The sequence below is a fragment of the Citrobacter sp. C5_2 genome, assembly GCF_014596845.2.
In the GTDB taxonomy this organism is placed as follows: domain Bacteria; phylum Pseudomonadota; class Gammaproteobacteria; order Enterobacterales; family Enterobacteriaceae; genus Citrobacter; species Citrobacter werkmanii.
The window spans coordinates 1,409,704-1,434,387 of the sequence record NZ_CP115032.1; the positions used below are offsets into that span (position 1 = coordinate 1,409,704).

Annotated in this window: 22 protein-coding genes and 1 pseudogene; 11 read left to right on the forward strand and 12 right to left on the reverse strand. The window is 51.0% G+C overall.

What is annotated here, in order from left to right:
* Positions 1 to 27: 27 nt before the first annotated feature.
* Positions 28 to 1,605: a glutamine-hydrolyzing GMP synthase gene (gene guaA / locus ICA20_RS06855; RefSeq protein WP_038642595.1), complete on the forward strand. Its 1,578-nt coding sequence runs from the start codon at positions 28 to 30 to the stop codon at positions 1,603 to 1,605.
* Positions 1,606 to 2,034: 429 nt separating this feature from the next.
* Here the strand turns inward: guaA and ICA20_RS06860 are convergent, their stop codons facing one another.
* The 4 genes and pseudogenes from ICA20_RS06860 to ICA20_RS06875 all read right to left on the reverse strand — a co-directional run bounded on the left by ICA20_RS06860 (position 2,035) and on the right by ICA20_RS06875 (position 5,014).
* The gene (locus ICA20_RS06860; protein WP_038642594.1) at positions 2,035 to 3,189 is read right to left on the reverse strand and encodes a hypothetical protein; all 1,155 of its coding nucleotides are present in this window, start codon (positions 3,187 to 3,189) and stop codon (positions 2,035 to 2,037) included.
* A gap of 33 nt (positions 3,190 to 3,222) precedes the next feature.
* Positions 3,223 to 3,891: a hypothetical protein gene (locus ICA20_RS06865; protein WP_051594537.1), complete on the reverse strand. Its 669-nt coding sequence runs from the start codon at positions 3,889 to 3,891 to the stop codon at positions 3,223 to 3,225.
* Positions 3,892 to 4,164: 273 nt separating this feature from the next.
* Positions 4,165 to 4,376, reverse strand: a pseudogene (locus ICA20_RS06870) (mechanosensitive ion channel domain-containing protein); the annotation flags it as partial.
* A gap of 434 nt (positions 4,377 to 4,810) precedes the next feature.
* Positions 4,811 to 5,014, reverse strand: coding sequence for a YfgG family protein (locus ICA20_RS06875; protein WP_071888163.1), 204 nt, complete (start codon positions 5,012 to 5,014; stop codon positions 4,811 to 4,813).
* A 26-nt stretch (positions 5,015 to 5,040) separates the two neighbouring features.
* Between ICA20_RS06875 and ICA20_RS06880 the strand changes: the two genes are divergently transcribed.
* Both ICA20_RS06880 and ICA20_RS06885 read left to right on the forward strand, forming a co-directional pair.
* Positions 5,041 to 5,202 carry a hypothetical protein gene (locus tag ICA20_RS06880; RefSeq protein WP_230592248.1) on the forward strand — a complete coding sequence of 54 codons (162 nt, stop codon included), beginning with the start codon at positions 5,041 to 5,043 and terminating at the stop codon, positions 5,200 to 5,202.
* 159 nt (positions 5,203 to 5,361) lie between these two features.
* Positions 5,362 to 7,632, forward strand: a complete 2,271-nt coding sequence (locus ICA20_RS06885) for a sensor domain-containing phosphodiesterase (protein WP_038642592.1) — start codon at positions 5,362 to 5,364, stop codon at positions 7,630 to 7,632.
* Here ICA20_RS06885 and ppx read toward each other — a convergent pair.
* From ppx to purM, 4 genes are all read right to left on the reverse strand, one after another.
* On the reverse strand, positions 7,612 to 9,153 hold the full coding sequence (ppx, locus tag ICA20_RS06890; protein WP_038642590.1) for an exopolyphosphatase: 1,542 nt from the start codon (positions 9,151 to 9,153) through the stop codon (positions 7,612 to 7,614). The genes ICA20_RS06885 and ppx overlap by 21 nt on opposite strands.
* 4 nt (positions 9,154 to 9,157) lie before the next feature.
* Entirely contained in the window at positions 9,158 to 11,224 is a 2,067-nt protein-coding gene (ppk1, locus tag ICA20_RS06895) for a polyphosphate kinase 1 (protein ID WP_038642588.1), read from the reverse strand.
* A gap of 179 nt (positions 11,225 to 11,403) precedes the next feature.
* On the reverse strand, positions 11,404 to 12,045 hold the full coding sequence (gene purN / locus ICA20_RS06900; protein WP_038642586.1) for a phosphoribosylglycinamide formyltransferase: 642 nt from the start codon (positions 12,043 to 12,045) through the stop codon (positions 11,404 to 11,406).
* Positions 12,042 to 13,079: a phosphoribosylformylglycinamidine cyclo-ligase gene (gene purM / locus ICA20_RS06905; protein ID WP_038642584.1), complete on the reverse strand. Its 1,038-nt coding sequence runs from the start codon at positions 13,077 to 13,079 to the stop codon at positions 12,042 to 12,044. Before purM ends, purN begins: the two co-directional genes overlap by 4 nt.
* 295 nt (positions 13,080 to 13,374) lie before the next feature.
* On the opposite strand from purM, the gene ICA20_RS06910 reads away from it, so the two are divergent.
* From ICA20_RS06910 to ICA20_RS06925, 4 genes are all read left to right on the forward strand, one after another.
* Positions 13,375 to 14,805, forward strand: a complete 1,431-nt coding sequence (locus ICA20_RS06910) for a 6-phospho-beta-glucosidase (protein WP_038642582.1) — start codon at positions 13,375 to 13,377, stop codon at positions 14,803 to 14,805.
* Positions 14,806 to 14,988: 183 nt separating this feature from the next.
* On the forward strand, positions 14,989 to 15,615 hold the full coding sequence (gene upp / locus ICA20_RS06915; protein ID WP_038642580.1) for a uracil phosphoribosyltransferase: 627 nt from the start codon (positions 14,989 to 14,991) through the stop codon (positions 15,613 to 15,615).
* A gap of 96 nt (positions 15,616 to 15,711) precedes the next feature.
* Positions 15,712 to 17,001 (forward strand): uracil permease, encoded by a 1,290-nt coding sequence (gene uraA / locus ICA20_RS06920; protein ID WP_038642578.1) that lies wholly within the window; start codon positions 15,712 to 15,714, stop codon positions 16,999 to 17,001.
* A 95-nt stretch (positions 17,002 to 17,096) separates the two neighbouring features.
* Complete coding sequence (locus ICA20_RS06925) at positions 17,097 to 17,798, forward strand: DnaA inactivator Hda (RefSeq protein WP_211924219.1); 702 nt, start codon at positions 17,097 to 17,099, stop codon at positions 17,796 to 17,798.
* Between the two features lie 34 nt (positions 17,799 to 17,832).
* On the opposite strand, the gene arsC is transcribed toward ICA20_RS06925, so the two are convergent.
* Both arsC and bepA read right to left on the reverse strand, forming a co-directional pair.
* Positions 17,833 to 18,192, reverse strand: a complete 360-nt coding sequence (gene arsC / locus ICA20_RS06930; protein ID WP_038642576.1) for an arsenate reductase (glutaredoxin) — start codon at positions 18,190 to 18,192, stop codon at positions 17,833 to 17,835.
* 71 nt (positions 18,193 to 18,263) lie between these two features.
* Positions 18,264 to 19,727: a beta-barrel assembly-enhancing protease gene (gene bepA / locus ICA20_RS06935; protein WP_038642574.1), complete on the reverse strand. Its 1,464-nt coding sequence runs from the start codon at positions 19,725 to 19,727 to the stop codon at positions 18,264 to 18,266.
* Between the two features lie 226 nt (positions 19,728 to 19,953).
* Between bepA and ICA20_RS06940 the strand changes: the two genes are divergently transcribed.
* The 4 genes from ICA20_RS06940 (at position 19,954) to iadA (ending at position 23,482) form a co-directional block, all read left to right on the forward strand.
* Entirely contained in the window at positions 19,954 to 21,018 is a 1,065-nt protein-coding gene (locus tag ICA20_RS06940; protein ID WP_006683504.1) for an AI-2E family transporter, read from the forward strand.
* A 166-nt stretch (positions 21,019 to 21,184) separates the two neighbouring features.
* A complete protein-coding gene (locus tag ICA20_RS06945; protein ID WP_038642572.1) occupies positions 21,185 to 21,844 on the forward strand; it encodes a nucleoside recognition domain-containing protein in 660 nt (219 codons plus the stop codon).
* Between the two features lies 1 nt (position 21,845).
* Complete coding sequence (locus ICA20_RS06950; protein ID WP_003037948.1) at positions 21,846 to 22,307, forward strand: YjiG family protein; 462 nt, start codon at positions 21,846 to 21,848, stop codon at positions 22,305 to 22,307.
* A gap of 11 nt (positions 22,308 to 22,318) precedes the next feature.
* Positions 22,319 to 23,482 carry a beta-aspartyl-peptidase gene (gene iadA, locus ICA20_RS06955; protein ID WP_038642570.1) on the forward strand — a complete coding sequence of 388 codons (1,164 nt, stop codon included), beginning with the start codon at positions 22,319 to 22,321 and terminating at the stop codon, positions 23,480 to 23,482.
* A 110-nt stretch (positions 23,483 to 23,592) separates the two neighbouring features.
* On the opposite strand, the gene bcp is transcribed toward iadA, so the two are convergent.
* Positions 23,593 to 24,063 (reverse strand): thioredoxin-dependent thiol peroxidase, encoded by a 471-nt coding sequence (gene bcp, locus ICA20_RS06960; protein WP_038642568.1) that lies wholly within the window; start codon positions 24,061 to 24,063, stop codon positions 23,593 to 23,595.
* On the reverse strand, positions 24,063 to 24,635 hold the full coding sequence (locus tag ICA20_RS06965; RefSeq protein ID WP_038642566.1) for a glycine cleavage system transcriptional repressor: 573 nt from the start codon (positions 24,633 to 24,635) through the stop codon (positions 24,063 to 24,065). Before ICA20_RS06965 ends, bcp begins: the two co-directional genes overlap by 1 nt.
* Positions 24,636 to 24,684 lie beyond the last annotated feature (49 nt).

Genomic DNA, 24,684 nt, shown 5'->3' on the forward strand with positions numbered 1-24,684 from the left:
TTTCACTTGCCTCGGAATTATCGTCAAATGACAGACAATATTCATAAGCATCGCATTCTCATCCTCGATTTCGGATCGCAGTACACCCAACTGGTTGCACGTCGCGTACGTGAACTGGGCGTCTACTGTGAACTGTGGGCATGGGATGTTACTGAAGCACAAATCCGTGAGTTCAACCCGAGCGGCATCATCCTCTCCGGTGGCCCGGAAAGCACCACCGAAGCAAACAGCCCGCGTGCGCCTGAGTACGTCTTCAACGCCGGTGTGCCGGTCTTCGGCGTCTGCTACGGTATGCAGACCATGGCAATGCAGCTGGGCGGCCACGTTGAAGGTTCTAACGAGCGTGAATTCGGCTACGCCCAGGTTGAGGTACAGACCGACAGCGCGCTGATTCGCGGTATCGAAGATTCTCTGACCGCCGACGGCAAACCGCTGCTCGACGTATGGATGAGTCACGGCGACAAAGTAACCGCGATCCCGGAAGGTTTCGTCACCGTTGCCAGCACCGAGACCTGCCCGTTCGCCATTATGGCGCACGAAGAAAAACGCTTCTACGGCGTGCAGTTCCACCCGGAAGTAACCCACACCCGTCAGGGTATGCGCATGCTGGAGCGCTTCGTACGCGATATCTGCCAGTGTGAAGCGCTGTGGACTCCGGCGAAAATCATCGACGATGCCGTTGTCCGTATTCGCGAGCAGGTTGGCGACGACAAAGTGATCCTCGGCCTTTCCGGCGGCGTGGATTCTTCCGTAACCGCCATGCTGCTGCACCGCGCAATCGGTAAAAACCTGACCTGCGTGTTCGTGGACAACGGTCTGCTGCGTCTGAACGAAGCCCAGCAGGTAATGGACATGTTCGGCGACCACTTTGGTCTGAACATTGTTCACGTGGAAGGCGAATCGCGCTTCCTGGAAGCGCTGAAAGGCGAGAACGATCCGGAAGCCAAACGTAAGATCATCGGCCGTGTGTTCGTTGAAGTGTTCGACGAAGAAGCGCTGAAGCTGGAAGATGTAAAGTGGCTGGCGCAGGGGACTATCTATCCTGACGTAATCGAATCTGCCGCTTCCGCGACCGGTAAAGCACACGTCATCAAATCTCACCACAACGTGGGCGGTCTGCCGAAAGAGATGAAGATGGGGCTGGTTGAGCCGCTGCGTGAGCTGTTCAAAGACGAAGTGCGCAAAATCGGTCTGGAATTGGGCCTGCCGTACGACATGCTCTACCGTCACCCGTTCCCGGGCCCGGGGCTCGGCGTTCGTGTGCTGGGTGAAGTGAAGAAAGAGTACTGCGACCTGCTGCGTCGTGCGGACGCTATCTTCATTGAAGAGCTGCACAAAGCTGACCTGTACAACAAAGTCAGCCAGGCGTTTACCGTGTTCCTGCCGGTACGTTCCGTTGGCGTGATGGGCGATGGCCGTAAATATGACTGGGTTGTCTCCCTGCGCGCGGTCGAAACTATCGACTTTATGACCGCACACTGGGCGCACCTGCCGTATGACTTCTTAGGCCGCGTCTCTAACCGCATCATCAACGAAGTGAACGGCATTTCTCGCGTGGTGTATGACATCAGCGGTAAGCCGCCAGCCACGATTGAGTGGGAATAAGCCGATAACCTTTCCTGAGTTTTCATGAACAGGTAAAACTGCAATCAACCCTCTGTTTTTACAGGGGGTTTTTATTTATGTGTATTCATGAATTTTCTATGCGGCGCACAGTTCCTGACGGTAAAATTGACGTAATCGTCGAACCAGGTCGAGTCATAAAGAAAGTTATTTAATAATAATGAATATCCATATTGATTACTTCCGGGACTCCATGTCCTGCTTATTACTAAAACTGGATATATTCTTTGCGGAATTTACAGCGTATATTTCAAGTTGATCGCCATTAGAATGAGATTGCCAAATATCAATAATTTGTGGAAATCTCAGCCAGCACGCCTTCACCCGCTTGGTTGGCGAGATGCCGCTGCTTCCAGCCGCGACATCTCGTATTGTATAGCCAATTCTGGACGGTTAGTTAGCGCCGGTGCGCTAACGCAAAAAGCGACCTCTCAGCACCTTATTATCCACAATCTCTAACAATACCTGCGGTGATTGGGCTGCCTGGATGCGTTCGCCGAGTTGGGTAAGTAAAACGTTATCAGTATTAAGCAGGCTATCCGTTTGATTTAACTTGCGTTCTACCTGTAAGGCATTTGCCTGGGTGCTGCTTGCTCGTTCAAATAACGGCTTCATCTTGCTGAGATGATGGGCGACTTTACGTTTTATTTTTTCCCATTGCTGAAATATGCCGTTGCTGGCATTCAGTTCTTTTAAATAGACCTCGCTTGTCAGGACAAATTCTTGGTTGCCGTCATGCTTGATGAACAGGATGAGATTAGCCACCAACAAACATTGCATACCCGTCAGATACTCACGCTGCAACCGTTCAACATTACTGATTTTCAGTTTGAGCGCTTCCCGGAGATCGTCAGATCCAAACCAACTGGTTGGTTCAAATTGTTCAATTTCTCGATATGCCTGAGTGATATCCTTTTCAAGATGCTTAACCTGCGAGCGTACTTCCTGCGCGCTTTTGGCCAGGTTGAGTAGCGACTCTTTGGTGATAATGTCATTACGGCTCAGTAATAAACCGATAATATTGAGATGTTCATGGAAAGCCTGGATCTTCGCGAGGCGCGATTGTTCAAGATGGCTTTTAATCGAATCGATCTTTTGTTCGATGATCCGCAGCCTCTCATTAATATCGGCAAGATGTTTTTGGGCCAGAAGTTGTGACGCGATATTAAAAACCAGGCTGGCATTGACCAGCGACTTCAGATTTTCAGCTTCGTGAAATCGGGCTTGTGCGCCAATTTTGTTGGTGTCTGGATTAAGTACCGCGCCGATTGCTCCGCTGCCATCTTTCGCCTGTACCAGTTGGCTGTATTCGAAAGAACAGGTCATTAATTGTGTCGCGTTACCTGCAACGGCAGTGGCGACGGTGGGTACGCTACTGAGCCAGTGGTTAAAGAGTGAAATGCTGCTGGGATCAAGTTCCGTCTGCGAGTCCTGTTGCGCAATATCTTGCCAGTATCCAGGCTGGCTGTGTAATTTCACCAGGGGATTATTTTGCGCGTCGACGATGTCCAACTCGAAGGCCGCTTCTTGCTCAGCTATCTGATTGTTGTTCGCTAAAGTTGACATAGGGTGAATTCTGCTGGGTTAGTTACGGTATTTTTACTGCGCTATTTTGGGCGAGTAAAGCATGTTGAGCATCGCGATATGGGCAATGAACGGAATTGTCACCCGGTATGCCTCCCCAAGCGTTTGGTTAGCAAGGCCAATCGTACTGACGATAGCAGTGACGGGATGTAAGCGGAGTGCGGCAAATGCCGCTACGCTTGCCGCAGTTGACAGGCCGATAACAACACCTTTATCGTTGATGCGCAGATTATCCTGCATCTTGAAAAAACCGGAGACAACTTTCGTTTCTGTGCAGCGCTCCCAACGTTCATGATCGGCTAATGACTGCCAGTCATCACCAAACAAACTTAGGACGATTTCCCGCTCTTTTGTGGCGTTATTTTTTTTCTTGCTGTCTTTGCCATTGAGCTTTTTATGAACATCGGTTAATAACTCAGAATAAGGCAACGGCTCACTGCGGAAAATATTAACGAGCGAGTGTCCGCCATATTCCTGCAATTCATGTAGCAGATGCCGCAGTCCATGCTCGCTGTAGTCCCGTTCTGCCTTCTCTTCGAGTAGTAAGTCCTTAACGGACGATGATAATGCTACCCGGCCCTTGCCGTTGTCTGTCAGAACGTCGACCAGATAGTCAATGTGATTGAGGGAGGTTTTTTTCAGTAACGACAGGATATGTGGGTCACATTTGACCGGTTGTTCCATTTTTATGGATTCCTTCATCATGAATAACGCATAGAAAACGATAGAGAGTATTGTACAGATATGTTGGGGAGGGGGGGAGGTTGTTTTTTATCGCCTGTAATGTGAGACATGGAAACATGTAACGATGATGATATTTACGGTCTCTTTTTTAGCATTTAATTTTCAAATTTTATTTAAGAGTGGGTTTTTAAGCTATTAATCAACGTTAATGTGGTCCAGCAGAGGGAATAACCCCCTGCCAGCGTATTTTAATCGACAATCGACCTGGTCGGTGCGGCGAAACGGGGGGCGAGAGTAGTTAACAATATTGTCAGAGATGATTTTGCCGTTAGGGATCACCACCTCTTTACTATCAGCGGTGGGTAGGGGGTTGAGAAAAGATGCACTTTTTCAACTGTCCCGGTAACAGTGCCAATCTGCACGATTTCTTCGGCGCGGAAAGGTCGCAGGGAAACCAACAATACACCAGCGACGATGTTGGATAGCATCGCTGTGCCCAGGGAGTCATTCAATACCGCTTCGTATTTTCGGAAATAATGTAAAGCCCTGCATCGTATTACCTTGTTGAATATAAAAGACCAAAATCTTATATAAATATGTGATTACATTTTAAATATTAATGTGTGCGTTATTTATATTAACTAATGCTATCGGCGAGTGACTATTTGAACTGTGTTTACGTTTATTATCTCCAATACACAGAAACATAGTAACTCAGTGCCAATAGTGTGGTGACGAGGAGCGAAAATATTGTGCAATTGTGCGGAAATCAAAAAATGATTTGCTGGGGGAGTATGTGGCATTATAAAAGTAGTGACGGGAGGGAACACAAATCCCTTACCGGATGGTTAACTGTCAGACGATTAGCCATCCGGTAAGGAATCTTGAGGGTCAGGACATCAACGCGGTCTGCGAGCGATTAACGTGGGGCTGTTTGTGCTGGGGAGGTCTGTTGCGGCAGGGTTAGCTGCTGAGATTCTTTTTTGTCCTGGTGGTGATGCCACGCACCAATGGCGGAGTAGACGAAGCGTCCGAAGAAGAAGAGGAAGCTGATAAGCAGTACGATCCGGATCATGCGACTGTTAAATCGGTGTCGTTTGCGTAGGCTGGTAACCTGGCTCACAAAAGGTTCCTTGTAGTGTACCCGACATGGGCGATACTCACATTAAGGCATACTGTGAGGGAATGGTCAATTCTTCGTTATGTAAAATTGCTTCAGTTGTTTTATCCCCTTATGTTATGGAAATTAATATGATTATTTGCGCGAATAATGTATTAACGATAAAAAATAATGAAAAGAGTAATAATTGATTAATGAGGGGCATTTTTTTTGATATGTATCAAACGTCGGCCTTTGCTGACAACTAGAATTGATGAATCAATATGATGTATTACTTTAACGATTTAAAGTCAGGTGGGATGCCTGTCTGAATACCCCCTACAGGATGTGTGGGATTCTACTGAGCATCTATGAAACTCAATAAAAAATATATTGGTATTAGAGATAGATGGTGGGCGTTACCTCTCATCTTGCCTTCTTTGCTGTTGCCTATATTGAGCACTGCCAACACCTATGCCCATATTAGTACGGGGACCGTAATACTTTTCTATCTGCCATTGGCGCTGATGATTAGTCTGATGCTCTTTTTTGGCTGGGCGGCATTGCCAGGAATTATCATTTCCATAATCTGGTATAAATATCCGCAGGTTGGACTATTTGAAACACTCTCAATAATTTCTCACTTTATAATTACGCTAGTGCTTAGTTGGGGCGGGTATAAGGTATTCGTTCCCCGACGCAACAATGTTTCGCACGGCGATTCTCACCTGATGTTTCAGCGAATGTTCTGGCAGGTGTTCTGCCCGGCAACGCTGTTTCTGATTCTCTTCCAGTTTGCCGCCTTTGTGGGCGTCTATGAGAGCAAATCAGGCATGGTGGGCGTAATGCCCTTTAACACCGGCACGTTAATCAATTATCAGGCTATGCTGGCGGGGAATCTGGTTGGGGTACCACTGTGCTATCTTATTATTCGAACGATTCGCAATCCATTGCACCTGAGAGGCTATTTTTCTCAGTTAAAGCAGCAGTTTGACAGCAAAGTTACCAAAACAGAGCTTGCAGTCTGGTCGATTATATTGGCCGCATTTATGTCAATGTTGTGTATGCCGCTAAATGAACAAAGCTCAATATTTAGCACGAATTATACCTTGTCACTGTTACTGCCCGTTATGCTATGGGGCGCAATGCGTTACGGTTATAGATTTATTTCGGTGATATGGTCAGTCGTACTTATTACTGCAATTCATTATTATCAGCGCTATATGCCCTGGTATTCGGGCTATGATACCCAGCTTGCCATTACCTCATCGAGCTATCTGGTTTTCTCCTTTATAGTGAATTTCATTGCCGTACTGGCAACGCGCCAGCGGTTTGTTACCCGACGGAACCATCGTCTGGCATTCTTCGACCCAATGGTACATATTCCAAACTTGCGTGCGTTGAATCGGGATTTGAAAAAAGCGCCCTGGTCAGTGCTCTGCTTTTTGCGCGTGCCCGGCATGGAACTGCTGGTGAAAAATTACGGCATTATGCTGCGTATCCAGTACAAGCAAAAGCTCGCTCAGTGGATAACACCTCTGTTAGAACCGGATGAGCATGTCTATCAATTATCGGGTAATGATCTCGTTTTGCGTTTTAACACAGAGGCTCATCAGGAGCGCATTGAAGCCCTGGACAGGCATATTAAGCAATTCCGCTTTATCTGGGATGGCATGCCTTTACAGCCGCAGGTTGGCATCAGCTTTTGCTATGTTCGCGCTCCGGTTAACCACATTTATTTATTGCTCGGTGAGTTAAGCACCATTGCCGAAATATCTCTGGCGACCAATTCTCCAGAAAATATGCAGCGACGCGGCGTGATGCACTTGCAACGTGATCTGAAAGATAAGGTTGCGATGATGAACCGTCTGCAGCAGGCGCTGGAGCACAATCGCTTTTTCCTGATGGCGCAGCCGATCGCTGGCGTGCGTGGTGATGTCTATCATGAAATTCTGCTGCGACTTCATGGGGATGATGGTGAAACTATCGCTCCGGATAATTTCTTGCCGGTAGCGCACGAGTTTGGTTTGTCATCCAGCATCGACATGTGGGTGATTGAAAACACGCTGAAATTTATGGCGCGGAATCGGGAACAAATGCCTGCCCGTCGGTTTGCCATTAACTTATCACCTACATCGGTATGCCGTGCCCGGCTTCCGCATGACATCAATCAGTTACTGACGAAATACAAAGTTGAAGCCTGGCAACTCATCTTTGAGGTGACGGAAAGCAATGCCTTAACCAATGCGGAACAGGCACAGGCGACGTTACTACAGCTGCAATCTTTGGGCTGTCAGATTGCGATTGATGATTTTGGCACCGGATATGCCAGCTATGCGCGACTGAAAAATGTGAATGCCGATATCCTGAAAATTGACGGCAGTTTTATTCGTAATATCGTTTCGAACAGCCTCGATTACCAAATCGTGGCCTCCATTTGTCATCTGGCGCGGATGAAAAGAATGCTGGTGGTTGCGGAGTATGTCGAAAGCGAAGAAATACGCAGCGCGGTGATTTCGCTGGGAATTGATTACCTGCAGGGGTATTTGATTGGCAAACCGTTGCCGCTGCGCGAAACGCTGGAAGAGCAGGTGCCAGACGAGCCGGCACCTGTTGAGAGCTTATGCTGCGATATCGGGTGAGCTTTCTTCTTCAATTTTGAGACGCCAGCCGGTTACCGCTTCCCAGTATTGCTGCTCTTTTTCCAGATCGAGCAGTACCAGCGCATTTTGGCTGAACCAGTCATGTGGGAAGCGTAAGGTCCAGTGGTTGTCTTCGGTTAGCAGGGTCAGGGTCGGCGGCGTGGTTGTCGCCTGACGCTGATTATTCAGTAACACCCCCAGACGCAATAGCTGGATTAACGGCAGAAACTGTTTTTTCTTAAACAGCGTAAAGCGGGGTAAATCATCAAGTTTCACCGCCTTACGATGGTAACGAACTAATGTTGCCATCATCAGTTGCTGTTCCTGATTGAATCCCGGTAAGTCGCTATTTTGTAGAATGTAAGCAGAATGGCGATGCAGGCCGCTATGGTTAATATTCAGCCCAACCTCATGCAGCATCGCAGCCCAGCGCAGTAACGCTTCCAGCTGGGGATTGGCCAGTTTTGGCTGCTGAATATGCCACTGGTCATACATCTGCATGGTGGTTTCCAGCACACGCCGGGCTTGCTCACTGTCAATGTTGTACTGATTCGCCAGGCTGCTGGCGGTGCGGCTGCGTACATCCTGATGGCGAAAACGGCCTTCCATTTCATACAGCACGCCTTCACGTAGCGCGCCATCGGACAGCCGAAGCTCGCGAATCGCCAGCGCATCAAAAACGCCGCACAAAATAGCAAGCCCAGGTACAAACACCGCTTTTCGTTCTTCTGACAGTCCCGGCAAACTGAGCGCATCGAATGACGCGTGCTTCAGCACTTCAGCGGTCAGTTTTTCCAGACGTTCGGGGGTGATAAAACCATCTTTCTCCCCCATCTCCAGCAGCACTTCGTGTGCCGCTTTAATGGTACCCGACGCGCCCAGCGCAACGTTCCAGCCCTGAATGCGAAACTGCCAGGTTAGTGTTTCAAGTTTTTGCGCTGCCGCCATGCGGGCGCGCTGGAAGTTTTCCCGACTGATAGCGCCGCCCGGGAAATACATCTGAGCAAAACTAACGCAGCCCATACGGCGGCTTTCGACCAGTTTGGGTTCGAAATCTTCGCCGATCACCAGTTCCGTTGAGCCGCCGCCGATATCGATAACCAGCTTGCGGCCTTTTTCCGGCTGGGTGTGTTCAACGCCCATAAAAATCAGACGTGCTTCTTCATTGCCAGAAATAATCTCAATCGGGTAGGGGATGACTTTTTCTGCGCGCTTGAGAAAATCGGTCGCGTTCAGCGCCTGACGTAGAGTATGGGTTCCCACGATACATACGCTCGACGGGGGAAAACCTTGCAGTCGTTCGGCGAAAAGCGACAAACAGCTTAATCCGCGCTCCATTGCTTCTTCGCTCAGCTTGTTGTCTGCGCCGAGCCCATCCGCCAGATGTACGCGTTGTTTCAGTCGTCCGATGATTTGCATTGCACCATCAACCACGCGGGCAATGACCATATGAAAACTGTTTGAACCCAGGTCGACCGCAGCAAATTCCTGCGGTCGTGGTGACTTGTCATGTATTGGCATATCGTTAGTCAGGTTGCTCGAGTGATTTGATGTAGTCGTAAATCGCCAATTGTGACTGAACCTTACGGCGGTTTCCACGTGGCACGTAGCGATTACTCAGTTCTTTATCGATGAAGCGGGCCTTCACCGTATCGCTAAACAGAATATCAATGATATCCAGCACGCGTTGCTTGAGGCGTGGATCAAGTAGCGGGGTAGCGACTTCGATACGATAGTCGATATTTCTTGTCATCCAGTCAGCCGAGGAGAGATACACCTGCTTATCGCCGCCGTTCTCAAAGATATAAACCCGGTCATGTTCGAGGTAGCGGTCAACAATGCTGATAACGCGAATATTATCGCTGATGCCTTCAAGGTTCGGGATCAGAGAACACATACCGCGAATCAATAAATTGACCGGCACGCCCGAGCCTGAGGCTGCATAGAGACGATCCACCAGACCTTTGTCGACCAGGTTATTCAGTTTTAACGTAATTCCTGAAGGTAACCCTTGCTGTGCGTTAGCGATCTCTTTGTCGATCATGGCGTACAGCAGGCGACGTGAGTTCTGCGGAGAAACCAACAGATAATCAAATGTTACCGGACGATATGGGTTTTCAATGAAGTTGAACACCCGGCGAACTTCATTAGTAATGCGTGAATCGGCGGTAAGCAATGAGTAATCGGTATAGAGGCGCGCCGTTTTTTCGTTGAAGTTACCGGTCCCGATATGCGCATAGCGCACGACTTCATCGCCTTCTTTACGTGAGATAAGAAACAGCTTGGCGTGAATTTTCAGGCCTGGGGCGGAGAAGATGACGTGAACGCCCGCTTCGGTAAGACGTTTGGCCCAGTGAATGTTGGCTTCTTCATCGAAGCGTGCCTGCAGTTCCACGACGACAGTGACTTTCTTACCGTTATGCGCGGCATGGATCATCGCGTCGATGATGCGCGAGTCTTTTGCCACACGGTAGATGTTGATTTTTATCGCCAGTACGCTTGGGTCGAAGGAGGCCTGACGCAGCAGTTCCAGCACATGTTCAAAGGTGTGATACGGATAATAAAGCAGTACATCACGCTCGCGGATTGCATCAAATCCGTTACGGAATTTCTCGTTATCGAACCAGATGTGACGCAGACGGGGCAGTGGTTTATTCACCAGGTTAGCTTTGCCAACATTGGGGAAGTTAATAAAGTCTTTGAAGTTATGGTAACGCCCGCCGGGAACGATGGAGTCGTAGCGAGAAATGGTCAGTTTTTCACGCAGCACCTCGACCAGCGCATTAGGCATATCTCGCTGATAAACAAAGCGCACAGGCTCGGCGGTCAGACGCTGTTTCAGGCTGGATGACATCAGCTCCATCAGGCTGGATTCCATCTCGTGCACTAAATCGTATTCCGCGTCGCGGGTCATTTTCATCGAATAGGCGTTCAGCGCATCGTAATCAAAGAACCCTTTGAAAATATCGTCAAGGCAATAACGTAAAATGTTGTCCAACAGGATCATCGGTTTACGACGACGCGGGGTCTCCGGCGGCAAATTCACAAAACGGGGAACCTTGTCAGAAGGGATTTCCAGTAGCGCGTAGCGGATCGTATCACCACGGATAATCTCCACCGCCAGATAGGTATAGTCATCTTTCAGAAACTGGACTAAATCCGTCTCACGGTTAATCAGAATCGGCGTAATGTGCTGGCGAAGATATTGCTTGAAGTAATGGCGTAACCAGCTCTGCTGATTCACCGACAATTGGCGTTCGTTGATTAAGAAAATCTGGTTACGCGCCATCTCCAGCAGTAATTCGTTATACAGGCCGTCAAATTCCTGATCGGCTTTTAATACGCGGGCCTGGATTTTGCCGAGCAGATGGCGGGAGTGAGAGTTTGAACCCTGTTCTTCGCTAATGATGATTCGGCGCTTCAGTTCGGCAAAACGAACCTTGTAAAACTCGTCGAGGTTATTGGAATAGATGCCTAAAAAACGCATCCGTTCGATCAACGGGTTTGATTTATCAGCAGCTTCCTGGAGTACACGTTCGTTAAACGCTAACCAGCTGAGTTCTTTCTCGATATATAGCTTTTCCTGACCCATTACCACTTTTACTCCGTTTCATTCACGGGACACTACCGATTTATTATGGCGAGCATTGCTCTCAGATGTCCAACTGTGCCAGAAAAATATGACAATAAACTGTCTGATAGCAAAGAGAAAGGGGGGAAGAATAGTAGGCCGGATAAGCGAAGCGCCATCAGGCCTACCGGAAGATGTGATTATTCGTCGGCGGCGTAGCCTTGCGGCGGCAGGCGAACGCCGTCCAGCCATGCTGCGTTATCGCGCATCTTCAGGCGACCATCGATAAACCAGCTTACCACCAGCGGGTAAATCGCATGTTCCTGGGCCTGAACCCGGGCAGTGACCTCATCTTCGCTGTCGCCTTCAAATACCGGAACCTTGGCCTGGAGAATAACCGGTCCACCGTCCAGTTCATCAGTAACAAAATGGACGGAGGTTCCATGCTCTTCATCGCCGTTATCCAGTACCTGACGGTGCGTGTGCAAACCGGGATACTTCGGCAATAAAGACGGGTGGATATTCAGCAACCGTTCAGAATAGTGAGCAACAAACGCCGGGCTGAGGATGCGCATATAACCGGCCAGCACCACGACATCGGGGCCGTAGGCGTCAATCTCTTGTATCAGTTGGCGGTCAAATGCGTCGCGGCTGGCAAACTGAGCGGCCTCCAGCGAATGTGCCGGAATATTCGCTTCTCGTGCACGTTCAAGGCCGAACGCATCGGCCTTGTTACTGAATACTGCCCGTATGGTGCCATTGATTTTTTTCTGTTCGCAGGCGTCGATGATTGCCTGCAAATTGCTTCCGTTACCGGAAATGAGCACCACAATGTTTTTCATTCAATGACCACACGCTGTTCGGAATCAGAGGCTTTGATGATACCGATTTTCCATGCGTTTTCACCTTTCTCATTGAGCAAAGCGAGGGCGTTGTCCACTTCCGAAGCAGGCAGGGCGATGACCATGCCTACGCCGCAGTTGAAGGTACGGTACATCTCGTGCTGGCTGACGTTACCCGCCGTTTGCAGCCAGTTGAAGACGGCTGGCCACTGCCATGAGGATTCGTCGATCACTGCCTGCGTGTTGTCTGGCAGGACGCGCGGAATATTTTCCCAGAAGCCGCCGCCGGTCAGGTGGGCGATGGCATGCACATCAACCTTCTCGATCAGCTCCAGAATGGATTTTACGTAAATACGGGTCGGGGCCAGTAAGTGATCGGCCAGCGACTTGCCTTCAAGCTCGGTGGTTTCAGGGTCACAACCGCTGACTTCAACGATTTTACGTACCAGGGAGTAGCCGTTGGAGTGCGGGCCGCTGGAGCCGAGCGCAATCAGCACGTCGCCGTCAGCCACTTTTGAACCGTCGATAATCTCGGATTTTTCGACGACGCCAACGCAGAAGCCAGCCACGTCGTAATCTTCGCCGTGGTACATGCCCGGCATTTCAGCCGTTTCACCGCCCACCAGCGCACAGCCTGACTGCAGACAGCCTTCGGCAATACCATTAATGACGCTGGCTGCGGTATCCACATCCAGTTTGCCAGTCGCATAGTAGTCGAGGAAAAACAGCGGCTCAGCGCCCTGAACCACGAGGTCGTTGACGCACATCGCGACCAGGTCGATGCCAATGGTGTCGTGGCGTTTCAGGTCCATCGCCAGACGCAGTTTTGTGCCTACGCCATCGGTGCCGGAAACCAGTACCGGTTCATGATATTTTTGCGGCAATGCGCACAGCGCACCGAAGCCACCCAGACCACCCATCACTTCCGGGCGACGCGTTTTCTTTACTACGCCTTTGATTCGATCAACCAGAGCATTACCTGCATCAATATCAACACCGGCATCTTTGTAGCTAAGAGAGGTTTTATCGGTCACTGCCTGCTTCCCCACATGTTTACTTGCAGTAAAAGTTAAATTCGGCGCAATTCTAACAGGGAAAGCAAACGTTTGCGAGCCTGCTCTGCAACAAGTTTTATCTGCTGATTTTTTCAGCATTTTACAGTCATTTATCTATTTGTTTGAATCGCGCCACGAAAATGAAACCGGGTACATTCTTGTTCTTGAAACCAGCCAGCCAAATGCGCAGTATCGTACTGAAACCGGTTTCTGTTTTCTGTTACGGACCTCACCGAGAGTGTTTTGAACAGGGTAATCATGATAGGGGGAAGGTATGTCTGGATTTAAAGCAGATTTCATGTGGGGGGGCGCTGTAGCCGCTCACCAACTGGAAGGTGGCTGGCGGGAAGGTGGAAAGGGAATTAGCGTTGCTGATGTGATGACGGCGGGGGCGCATGGTGTGGCGCGTGAAATTACTGACGGTGTGATCGCCGGTAAAAATTACCCTAACCATGAGGCGATTGATTTTTATCACCGCTATAAAGAGGACATAAAGCTGTTTGCTGAAATGGGCTTTAAATGTTTTCGTACTTCCATTGCGTGGACGCGTATTTTCCCATTAGGCGATGAAGCGCAACCCAATGAAGCCGGCCTGCAGTTTTATGATGATCTGTTCGACGAATGTCTGAAACATGGCATTGAGCCGGTAATTACGCTGTCGCATTTTGAGATGCCTTACCATCTGGTGACGGAATACGGCGGCTGGCGCAATCGTAAACTTATCGATTTCTTTGTCCGTTTTGCCGGGGTGGTTTTCACGCGTTATCAGCACAAAGTGAAGTACTGGATGACGTTTAATGAGATTAACAACCAGGCGAATTATCACGAAGACTTCGCCCCTTTTACTAATTCTGGTCTGAAGTACCAGCCTGGTGAAGATCGCGAGCCGGTCATGTACCAGGCGGCGCACTATGAACTGGTGGCAAGCGCGCTGGCGGTGAAGACCGCGCGTGAAATTAACCCCGCGTTGCAGGTAGGGTGCATGATTGCCATGTGTCCAATCTACCCGCTGACCTGCGCGCCAGACGATATGATGATGGCGATGAACGCCATGCACCGTCGTTACTGGTTTACCGACGTACATGTGCGTGGTAGATACCCGCAACATCTTCTCAACTACTTTGCTCGCCGTGGCTTTGAACTCGATATCACCAAGGAAGACCGTCAGGCGCTGGCCCTGGGCTGCGTTGATTACATCGGTTTTAGCTACTATATGTCTTTCGCGACGCAGGCTACGGCGGATAACCCCCAGTTGGATTACGATGAGTCGAAAAGCCTGGTACCTAACCCGTATGTGCAAAAATCGGACTGGGGCTGGCAGATTGATCCGGTCGGTCTGCGCTATTCGCTGAACTGGTTCTGGGATCATTATCAACTGCCGCTATTTATTGTCGAAAATGGATTTGGCGCCATCGACGTGCGCGAGAGCGATGGTACAGTCAACGACCAGTACCGTATCGACTACCTTGCCGCCCACATACGTGAGATGAAAAAAGCGGTGGTGGAAGATGGCGTGGAGCTGATGGGATATACCCCGTGGGGGTGTATTGATTTAGTCTCGGCCGGGACGGGGGAGATGAAAAAACGCTACGGGTTTATCTACGTCGATAAAAATAATGACGGTGGTGGGACATTAGCACGCTCGCCTAAGAAATCTTTTTCATGGTATCAAAACGTCATCCAGACTAATGCTGAATATCTTTAAAATTCATAGCATTGATAACAAGCTCCGCCATGAGTACGGGGCTTGTTTTATACTCATCATCCAGACGCAAACGACTTTGGTTGATCCATATCAAGCGGATGCAGTGTTGCGCCAGAGACGAAAAGCGGTATAATCCGGCGATTTTTTTTGTGGTTGCCACTCGTCTGAGGAAAGGAGAAGAGTATGAAGATCGTGGAAGTCAAACACCCACTCGTCAAACACAAGCTGGGACTGATGCGTGAAAACGATATCAGCACTAAACGCTTTCGTGAACTCGCCTCGGAAGTTGGCAGCCTGCTGACTTATGAAGCAACCGCTGATCTGGAAACCGAAAAGGTGACCATTGAGGGCTGGAACGGTCCGGTTGAAGTAGACCAAATCAAAGGTAAAAAAATCACCGTTGTGCCAATCCTGCGTGCCGGTCTGGGCATGATGGAAGGCGTACTGGAAAACGTTCCGAGCGCGCGTATCAGCGTTGTCGGTATGTACCGTAACGAAGAAACGCTGGAGCCGGTTCCGTATTTCCAGAAGCTGGTTTCTAACATCGATGAGCGTATGGCGCTGATCGTAGACCCGATGCTGGCGACCGGCGGTTCCGTTATCGCCACCATCGACCTGCTGAAAAATGCAGGCTGCACCAGCATTAAAGTGCTGGTGCTGGTTGCTGCGCCGGAAGGTATCGCGGCGCTGGAAAAAGCGCACCCGGATGTTGAGCTGTACACGGCCTCCATCGATCAGGGACTGAACGAGCACGGATACATTATTCCGGGGCTTGGCGATGCCGGCGATAAGATTTTTGGTACCAAGTAAACGAATAAGTGAAAAGAAGCCGACTTTAAGAGTCGGCTTTTTTTTGAATACAACAACCTAATCGCTAATAACAAACAACACTCAGAGGAAAACACTATGACGCGCCGTGCTATCGGGGTAAGTGAAAGACCGCCGCTTTTACAGACAATCCCGCTTAGTTTGCAGCACCTGTTCGCCATGTTTGGCGCTACGGTACTGGTGCCAGTTCTGTTCCACATCAACCCGGCTACCGTTTTGCTGTTTAACGGCATTGGTACGTTGCTGTATCTCTTTATCTGTAAGGGTAAAATTCCCGCGTATCTCGGTTCCAGCTTTGCGTTTATTTCTCCGGTGCTGCTGCTGCTGCCGTTAGGTTATGAAGTGGCGCTGGGCGGTTTCATTATGTGCGGCGTCCTGTTCTGCCTGGTTTCTTTCATCGTTAAGAAAGCAGGCACCGGCTGGCTGGATGTGATGTTCCCTCCGGCGGCGATGGGCGCAATCGTTGCCGTCATCGGCCTGGAGCTGGCAGGCGTTGCTGCGGGCATGGCGGGATTACTGCCTGCTGAAGGGCAATTACCGGATTCGAAAACCATCATCATCTCGATGGTGACGCTGGCGGTGACGGTATTTGGCTCCGTACTGTTCCGCGGTTTTATGGCGATTATCCCGATTCTGATTGGGGTGCTGGCCGGTTATGCGCTCTCTTTCGTGATGGGCGTTGTGGACACTACGCCGATTGCCCAGGCGCACTGGTTTGCGCTGCCGACTCTCTACACGCCGCGTTTTGAATGGGTTGCTATTCTGACCATCTTGCCTGCTGCGCTGGTGGTTATCGCTGAACACGTCGGACACCTGGTAGTGACGGCAAATATCGTGAAAAAAGATTTGATTCGCGATCCTGGTTTGCATCGTTCTATGTTCGCCAACGGCCTGTCTACGGTCATCTCCGGTTTCTTCGGCTCTACGCCGAACACCACGTATGGCGAAAACATCGGCGTAATGGCGATTACCCGCGTTTACAGTACCTGGGTTATTGGCGGCGCCGCGATTTTTGCCATCCTGCTCTCCTGTGTAGGCAAGCTGGCGGCGGCGATCCAGATCATCCCGCTGCCGGTCATGGGCGGCGTATCGTTGTTACTGTATGGCGTGATTGGTGCTTCCGGTATTCGCGTACTGATCGAATCAAAAGTTGACTACAACAAAGCTCAGAACCTGATCCTGACCTCGGTCATTTTGATCATTGGCGTGAGTGGCGCGAAAGTTCACATTGGCGCCGCAGAGCTGAAAGGCATGGCGCTGGCGACCATCGTCGGTGTCTGCCTGAGCTTGATTTTTAAAGTCATCAGCCTGCTGCGTCCGGAAGAAGTGGTGCTCGACGCAAAAGATGCAGACAGCCCGCAACAGTAAGTCTCTGACCGGGCGGCATCGCTGCCCGGTTCTATCGCGACGCATTTCTGTGTTAAACTCAACGCGATTTTATGAAATCCTGGGTTGAGGTATCTCTGAACACACCGGCACAGCTCTCTTTGCCACTTTATCTTCCTGACGACGAAACGTTTGCAAGTTTCTGGCCGGGGGATAACTCCTCTTTACTGGCTGCACTGCAAAACGTGCTGCGTCAGGAACATAGCGGGTATATTTATCTCTGGTCGCGTGAAGGCGCTGGCCGTAGTCATTTGCTGCATGCAGCCTGTGCGGAACTGTCTGCGCGCGGCGATGCGGTAGGCTACGTGCCGCTCGATAAGCGCACCTGGTTTGTTCCCGAGGTGCTCGACGGTATGGAGCATTTGTCACTGGTATGCATCGATAATATCGAATGTGTGGCCGGTGATTCGCTGTGGGAAATGGCAATCTTTGATCTCTACAACCGTATACTGGAGTCTGGGAAAACGCGTCTGCTGATCACCGGCGATCGCCCGCCAAGGCAGCTCAATCTGGGGTTACCGGATCTCGCCTCGCGACTGGACTGGGGACAGATCTACAAGCTGCAGCCGCTTTCCGATGAAGATAAGCTGCAGGCGCTGCAATTACGCGCCAGGCTTCGTGGGTTTGAACTGCCGGAAGATGTGGGACGTTTCCTGCTTAAACGTCTGGATCGGGAAATGCGTACGCTGTTTATGACGTTGGATCAGCTTGATCACGCATCGATCACCGCCCAGCGTAAGCTGACCATTCCGTTCGTAAAAGAGATTTTGAAACTGTAAACGCCGCAGCCGAAAAGAGTGCGGCGATTTCAGGTTAACCGACGATTTCCAGTACCTGCTCCGGCGGACGTCCGATCCGCGCCTGGCCTTTGGCAACCACAATGGGGCGCTCCATCAGCTTCGGATTTTCAACCATCGCCTGAATCAGCGCATCTTCACTCAAATTCTTGTCCGCCAGGTTAAGCGACTTGTAGAGATCTTCTTTCTGGCGCATCAGTTCGCGCGCGCTGGACATACCCAGCATCTGCAGCAGTTCACGCAAGGTTGCGGCGTCTGCTGGCGTTTCCAGATACAGTACTACTTCCGGCTCCACGCCGTTGGATTTCAGCAATTCCAGCGTTTCTCGGCTCTTGGAGCAGCGTGGGTTATGGTAGATTTTAATCGCGTCTGACATGACTTCTCCTTGCATAACAATACTGCCGGATGGCGACGCTACAGCATCGCCATCCGGTGAGAGTTCGATAATTACATCTTCGTATACGGTTTAAAACGTTCTTGCAACTGGCGCAACTGGTCGATACGGGCATCGTATCTGGCCTGCTGCTGGCTTCCCAGTTTGACCTGCGAACTTGCGCTGCTGAGCATCGAAATCGCCTGGTCAAGACGCCCTGCAAGGGCATACCCTTCCGCACGCGCAGCCAGTTCCTGATCGCGGTTACCGAGAGCAGCCTCCGTTTGCGCTAACAAATCCCAGCCGTTAGGGTCATCCTTATGGTTAAACGTATAACGATTCAGGATATTGGCTGCTTCTTTGGCTTGTCCGCCCTGTAAATACGCATTTGCCAGATTGAGCTGCAGTACCGGGTTGACTCGCAGGTCTCGAGCATTTTTAAGGCGATTAATCGCGTCGCCGGTTTTCTTCTGGCCGAGATCGATATCCGTTGCCAGGTCAAGATACCAGGCATTGTTTGGTTCGGCCGTCAGCAATGGTTGCAGCGCTTTACGCGCCTCGTCGTATTTACTGGCCTCCATTGCCTGCAACGCCCGGCCATACTGCGCTGCACGTTGCTCGCGTACGTTGCCTTTCGACCAGCTACTCAGCAAGTCATCGGTCAACTGGTTGCGACCAGAGTTATACATGCCTAAGGTTCGCGCCTTGGCCAGATAAAAATCTTCTGAAGACTGGACGACGACCGGGCGCATCTGGTTGGCGCGGTTACGCGCATCTGCCAGACGGCTTTCTGGCAGGGGGTGGGTCAGCAAAATTTCCGGTGGACGCGAAGAGTAACGGGCCTGATCGAGCAGTTTTTCCAGGAACGTCGGCATGGCCTGGGGATCGAATCCCGAACGTTGCAGTACCTGAATACCGATGCGGTCCGCTTCCTGTTCGTTTTGCTGCGTAAAGCTGATCATTCCCTGGCGCGTACCCGCCAGCGTACCGGTCAGCGCCGCCATACCCGCCTGGGGACTGGCCATCGCCAATAAAATGGATCCTAACGCACCGACCCACGTTAGCGGGGCGCTGCGTTTCTGATCTTCCATCGCTCGCGCCAGGTGACGCTGCGTGACGTGGGAAATTTCGTGCGCCATAACCGATGCCAGTTGGCTTTCGTTATCGGAATAGCGGAACAGTGCGGAGTGCAAAACAACGTTGCCGCCAAAGAAGGCAAAGGCGTTAATTTCATCGTTGTTGATTAAAAAGAAGGTGAAGGGCGTTTTTACCGAGTCGGCGTGTGCAACTAAACGCATCCCCAGACTATTAATATATTGGGTCAGCAACGGATCGTTAATTAACGGCGCGCTGCCCCGCAGCTGGCGTACATAAAAATCGCCCATCTGCATTTCCTGTCCTATGGAAAGGGTACTCCCTGCCGAGGTTCCCATATCAGGCAGGGTGTCCGCGGGGTCAGCAAATGCGGGCGCAACCTGACCGATGGTCAGTGCGGCAATGAGGGTAGCAACCAGGTTTTTTTTCAACTGCCTGAACATAACCTCTGTCCTGTATTCTTTTTTGAGATAGCCATTTGACCAATGCCGTGAAGTATCGTTCACACTCCGCAAGCTTAGGGAGTGTAACTGTGAAACCTGACGATGAACACCCAGGAAAAATGTCTTTTCACTTTGCGTAATCAGCCATAAAAAGCGAAGTCTTTTTTGTGACATTTCGATACAATTCGGGATCGCAATCCCGCTAATGGATTCATGGAAGGGTTTTATGCTCGAAATGTTGATGCAATGGTATCGCCGCCGCTTTAGCGACCCCGAGGCCATCGCCCTGCTAATTATTCTGGTTGCCGGTTTTGGCATCCTGTTCTTCTTTAGCGGTCTTTTGGCGCCGCTGTTGGTCGCCATTGTGCTGGCGTACCTGCTTGAGTGGCCGACTGTACGGCTGGAACATATCGGCTGTTCACGGCGCTGGGCTACATCAATCGTGCTGGTTGTGTTTGTCGGTATTTTGCTGCTGATGGCGTTTGTGGTGATGCCCGTCGCGTGGCAGCAGGGGATTTACCTGATCCGCGATATGCCCGGTATGCTCAATAAATTATCTGATTTTGCCGCCACGTTGCCACGACGTTATCCGGCGTTGATGGATGCGGGCATTATTGATGCGATGGCGGAGAATATGCGCTCGCGGATGCTCACCATGGGCGATTCGGTGGTGAAATATTCGCTGGCTTCCCTGGTCGGGTTGCTGACGCTGGCGGTCTATCTGGTTCTCGTCCCGTTGATGGTGTTCTTTCTGATCAAAGATAAAGGTCAGATGCTGAACGCCGTGCGTCGGGTACTGCCGCGTAATCGCGGACTGGCGGGACAGGTATGGAAAGAGATGAATCAGCAAATCACCAACTATATCCGCGGAAAGGTGCTGGAAATGGTGGTGGTCGGCGTGGCGACCTGGCTCGGCTTCCTGCTGTTTGGCCTCAACTATTCTCTGCTATTGGCGGTGCTGGTGGGGTTCTCGGTTTTGATCCCGTATATCGGCGCTTTTGTGGTGACGATTCCGGTCGTCGGAGTGGCGTTGTTCCAGTTCGGGCTTGGCACCGAGTTCTGGAGCTGCTTTGCCGTGTACCTGATAATCCAGGCGCTGGACGGTAATCTGCTGGTCCCGGTACTGTTCTCCGAGGCCGTTAACCTGCACCCGCTGGTGATTATTCTGTCGGTCGTTATTTTTGGCGGGCTGTGGGGATTCTGGGGCGTATTCTTTGCGATTCCTCTGGCGACGCTTATCAAAGCCGTCATGCATGCCTGGCCTGATGGTCAGGCCGTTGACGAACCTTAATCTGCAAACTCCGGCGATGCAATGTCGCCGGAGCTGAACTTGTCTGACCTCTATCCACACTTTCTGAATAATCTCCTTTGGTGTCGTTTTTCTCCGCGTTTGTCTTTAACTTGACCCGCGTGATGTCTTTTCGTCACGCAAGGAATAAGACCAACAGGAGAACAACATGGGTCACAACACACACACGCAGCAAAAGGTGGGATGGGGCGGTTATCTCGCTTTTTTTATTACAATTATTCTTTTTTCCGGCATGTTTGCGAAAAGTACCGAATGGTGGCGGGTATTTGACTTCACCGTCCTTAACGGTGCGTTTGGGAAGGTTAATGCGGCAGGCGATACGGCGATCTCTTTTCGCGGCACGGGTGGCATGGGCGCTAAAGATGGCTTTTTATTCGCACTGGAACTGGCGCCTTCCGTCATTCTTTCTCTGGGGATTATCTCCGTCACCGAAGGGTTAGGTGGATTACGCGCCGCACAACAGTTAATGACGCCAGTCCTGCGCCCGTTGCTCGGAATTCCAGGTGTTTGTTCGCTGGCGCTGATCGCGAATTTGCAAAATACCGATGCCGCAGCCGGGATGACGAAAGAAATGGCTGAAGAGCGCATTATCACTGAACAGGAACGTGCCGTTTTTGCCTGCTGGCAAACCAGCGGCAGCGCCTGTATTACCAACTATTTTTCCTCAGGGGCCGCGCTGTTTACGATGGTTACCGTTCCGGTGATTACGCCGCTGGCGGTGATCCTTGTGTTCAAATTTGTGGGGGCTAACCTGCTGCGCTTATGGATTGCGCAGTTGGAAAATCGCCGTACGCAGCAGGAGGACTGAGATGACAACGCAGGTACGTAAAAACGTCATGGATATGTTTATCGATGGCGCACGGCGCGGGTTTACCATAGCAACAACCAGCCTGTTACCGAACGTGGTGATGGCGTTTGTGATTATCCAGGCGCTGAAAGTAACGGGGCTGCTCGAGATTGTCGGGCGGGTATGTGAGCCCGTGATGGCGTTATGGGGGCTGCCGGGCGAATCTGCCACCGTCCTGCTGGCGGCGGTCATGAGTATGGGAGGCGGCGTCGGTGTTTGCGCCAGCCTGGTTGTTGCCGGTACGCTTTCGGGACATGATGCCACGGTATTATTACCCGCTATCTACCTGATGGGTAATCCGGTGCAAAATGTGGGACGTTGTTTGGGGACTGCGGGGGTCCATCCTCGTTACTATCCGCTTATTATTGCGGTGTGCGTCATTAATGCACTGCTCTCTATTTGGGTCATGCAGGTTATTGCCTGACAAGGAAGGTTATGAACTGTTCAATTCTTAATTTGACATTGTTCCAGCAGGGACATGTGTACGCGCCGGAAGATTTAGGGCGACAGGATATACTGGTATCCGGCAGCAAAATTGTTGCCATCGCGCCGTCGATTTCTCCTGAAGACTTTCCCGGCTGCGAGTGCGTCAATCTGGACGGCGCGATTGTGTGCCCGGGGTTTATCGATCAGCACGTCCATTTGATTGGCGGTGGCGGTGAAGCGGGTCCGCACACCCGCACGCCGGAAGTGCGTTTGTCACGGCTGGTTGAAGCTGGCGTCACTTCGGTGGTGGGATTACTGGGTACAGATGGTATTACCCGTCATCCGGAGTCGCTGCTGGCGAAAACCCGCGCGCTGGAGTTTGAAGGTATCAGCGCCTGGATGCTGACCGGTGCGTATTCTCTGCCTTCCCCGACTATCACCGGCAGCATCGATCGCGACGTGGCGCTGATCGATAAAGTGATTGGCGTGAAGTGTGCGATTTCGGACCATCGTTCTTCAGCTCCAGATACCCAGGCACTGGCGAACATGGCGGCGCAGTCGCGCGTCGGTGGATTGTTAGGGCGCAAACCGGGGATCAGCGTTTTCCATATGGGCGACAGCCCGCGCATGCTGGAACCGTTGTATCAGATCCTTGAAAACTGCGACGTGCCGATAACTAAACTGTTGCCGACTCACGTTAACCGTGCGGAACCCTTGTTCCAGGCGGCACTGGAGTATGCCCGCAAAGGCGGTTTTATCGATATTACCAGCAGCATTGATGAGCCTGTTGATCCGGCCACGGCTATTGCCACGGCGCTGCGCCAAAATGTGCCGCTGTCGCGCATTACCCTGAGCTCGGACGGCAACGGCAGCCAACCGGAATTTGATGAGTCAGGTAATCTCACCGGGATTGGCGTCGCGGGGTTTGAATCACTGGCGGAAACGGTGCGCCAGTTGGTGAAGGTTCATGCTATACCGCTGGAACAGGCGCTGTGTCCGCTGACGCGTACGGTGGCAGAGTTTTTAGGGCTGGAGCATAAAGGGCGTCTGGCTGTGGGATGCGATGCGGATATTCTGGTGCTGAACGACGCGCTGGAGGTGAATCACCTGTGGGCGAAGGGAAAAGTGGTAGTCAGACAGAAAAAAGCCTGCGTCAAAGGGACGTTTGAATAACCGAGGTTGATGCCGGATGGCGGCGTAAACGCCTTATCAGGCCTACAAAGTGTGCAAACTGTAGGCCTGATAAGCGAAGCGCCATCAGGCTTTTTTCAGAAAAACGTGAATCAGGCGTTCTCTTTCAGCCAGTTCATTACCACGTCGTGGTGATTGCTGGTTTTGAAGTTATCAAACACATGCTCAATTTTCCCTTCAGCATCAATCAGGAAGCTGATGCGGTGGATGCCATCGTAGGTTTTGCCCATAAACGACTTCTCACCCCAGACGCCGAACTGCTCGCAAACCTGATGATCTTCGTCGGACAAGAGCGTGAAGTTAAGAACTTCTTTCTCCGCGAATCGGGAAAGTTTTTCCGGTTTATCGGTGCTGATTCCCAGCACTTCAACACCTGCTTTTTTTAACTCATCCATGTTATCGCGCAGGCCGCAGGCCTGTACGGTACAGCCGGGTGTCATGGCTTTCGGGTAAAAATAAACCAGAACACGCTGTCCCTGGAAGTCGGTTAAATTTACTTGTTCTCCGTCTTGATCCGGCAAGCTAAATTTCGGTGCGATATCACCGGCTTTCAGTGGGTTCATTACTTAACTCCATCCTGTTCATCATGCTGTGAGTAATTGACGACGTTAATACTGCCTTGCGCATTGAGTTCTGTACAGAGTGCTTTAAACGCATCTTCAATATTTGCCGCGTCATGTGACGCAGGACTATGTGCGGTAATTTGAATAAACAGCTGCGCCGTCTTTCCATTCTCAGCCGGTTGCGTGCGTGAAACCAGTTCCGCAATATTCATTTGGTGGCTATCAAACAGGGCGGTAAAGCGTTCAATCAAATGTGGAGAATCGGGGACATCGACCTGCACCCATACCGTGGCGGGCATTGCTGGGCGGGGACGCGCAGTCGTGCGCTTCATGACAATCAATAAATCCAGCTCAGCGCCTTTCAACGGCAAGGTTGATTCAATCAGGGTGATGGCATTCCAGGTGCCTGACAGCAGCATGATAAATGTGAATTCGTCACCCAGCATCGCCAGTCGGCTGTCTTCGATATTACAGCCGCAACTGCTGACATGACGCGTGATGGTGTTCACAATTCCTGGGCGGTCGGCACCCAGCGCAGTAATGACCAGATAGTGTTGCGATGACGATGTCAAACCTGTTCTTCCTTTGAGCGGTGAGGTAATCATAAGGAAAGCATAAAAA

Coding starts and splice junctions, on each gene's coding strand:
- guaA (WP_038642595.1), top strand. CDS start 28: ATGACAGACAATATTCATAAGCATCGCATTCTCATCCTCGATTTCGGA.
- ICA20_RS06860 (WP_038642594.1), bottom strand. CDS start 3,189: ATGTCAACTTTAGCGAACAACAATCAGATAGCTGAGCAAGAAGCGGCC.
- ICA20_RS06865 (WP_051594537.1), bottom strand. CDS start 3,891: ATGGAACAACCGGTCAAATGTGACCCACATATCCTGTCGTTACTGAAA.
- ICA20_RS06880 (WP_230592248.1), top strand. CDS start 5,041: ATGGGCGATACTCACATTAAGGCATACTGTGAGGGAATGGTCAATTCT.
- ICA20_RS06885 (WP_038642592.1), top strand. CDS start 5,362: ATGAAACTCAATAAAAAATATATTGGTATTAGAGATAGATGGTGGGCG.
- ppx (WP_038642590.1), bottom strand. CDS start 9,153: ATGCCAATACATGACAAGTCACCACGACCGCAGGAATTTGCTGCGGTC.
- ppk1 (WP_038642588.1), bottom strand. CDS start 11,224: ATGGGTCAGGAAAAGCTATATATCGAGAAAGAACTCAGCTGGTTAGCG.
- purN (WP_038642586.1), bottom strand. CDS start 12,045: ATGAAAAACATTGTGGTGCTCATTTCCGGTAACGGAAGCAATTTGCAG.
- ICA20_RS06910 (WP_038642582.1), top strand. CDS start 13,375: ATGTCTGGATTTAAAGCAGATTTCATGTGGGGGGGCGCTGTAGCCGCT.
- upp (WP_038642580.1), top strand. CDS start 14,989: ATGAAGATCGTGGAAGTCAAACACCCACTCGTCAAACACAAGCTGGGA.
- uraA (WP_038642578.1), top strand. CDS start 15,712: ATGACGCGCCGTGCTATCGGGGTAAGTGAAAGACCGCCGCTTTTACAG.
- arsC (WP_038642576.1), bottom strand. CDS start 18,192: ATGTCAGACGCGATTAAAATCTACCATAACCCACGCTGCTCCAAGAGC.
- bepA (WP_038642574.1), bottom strand. CDS start 19,727: ATGTTCAGGCAGTTGAAAAAAAACCTGGTTGCTACCCTCATTGCCGCA.
- ICA20_RS06940 (WP_006683504.1), top strand. CDS start 19,954: ATGCTCGAAATGTTGATGCAATGGTATCGCCGCCGCTTTAGCGACCCC.
- ICA20_RS06945 (WP_038642572.1), top strand. CDS start 21,185: ATGGGTCACAACACACACACGCAGCAAAAGGTGGGATGGGGCGGTTAT.
- ICA20_RS06950 (WP_003037948.1), top strand. CDS start 21,846: ATGACAACGCAGGTACGTAAAAACGTCATGGATATGTTTATCGATGGC.
- iadA (WP_038642570.1), top strand. CDS start 22,319: ATGAACTGTTCAATTCTTAATTTGACATTGTTCCAGCAGGGACATGTG.
- bcp (WP_038642568.1), bottom strand. CDS start 24,063: ATGAACCCACTGAAAGCCGGTGATATCGCACCGAAATTTAGCTTGCCG.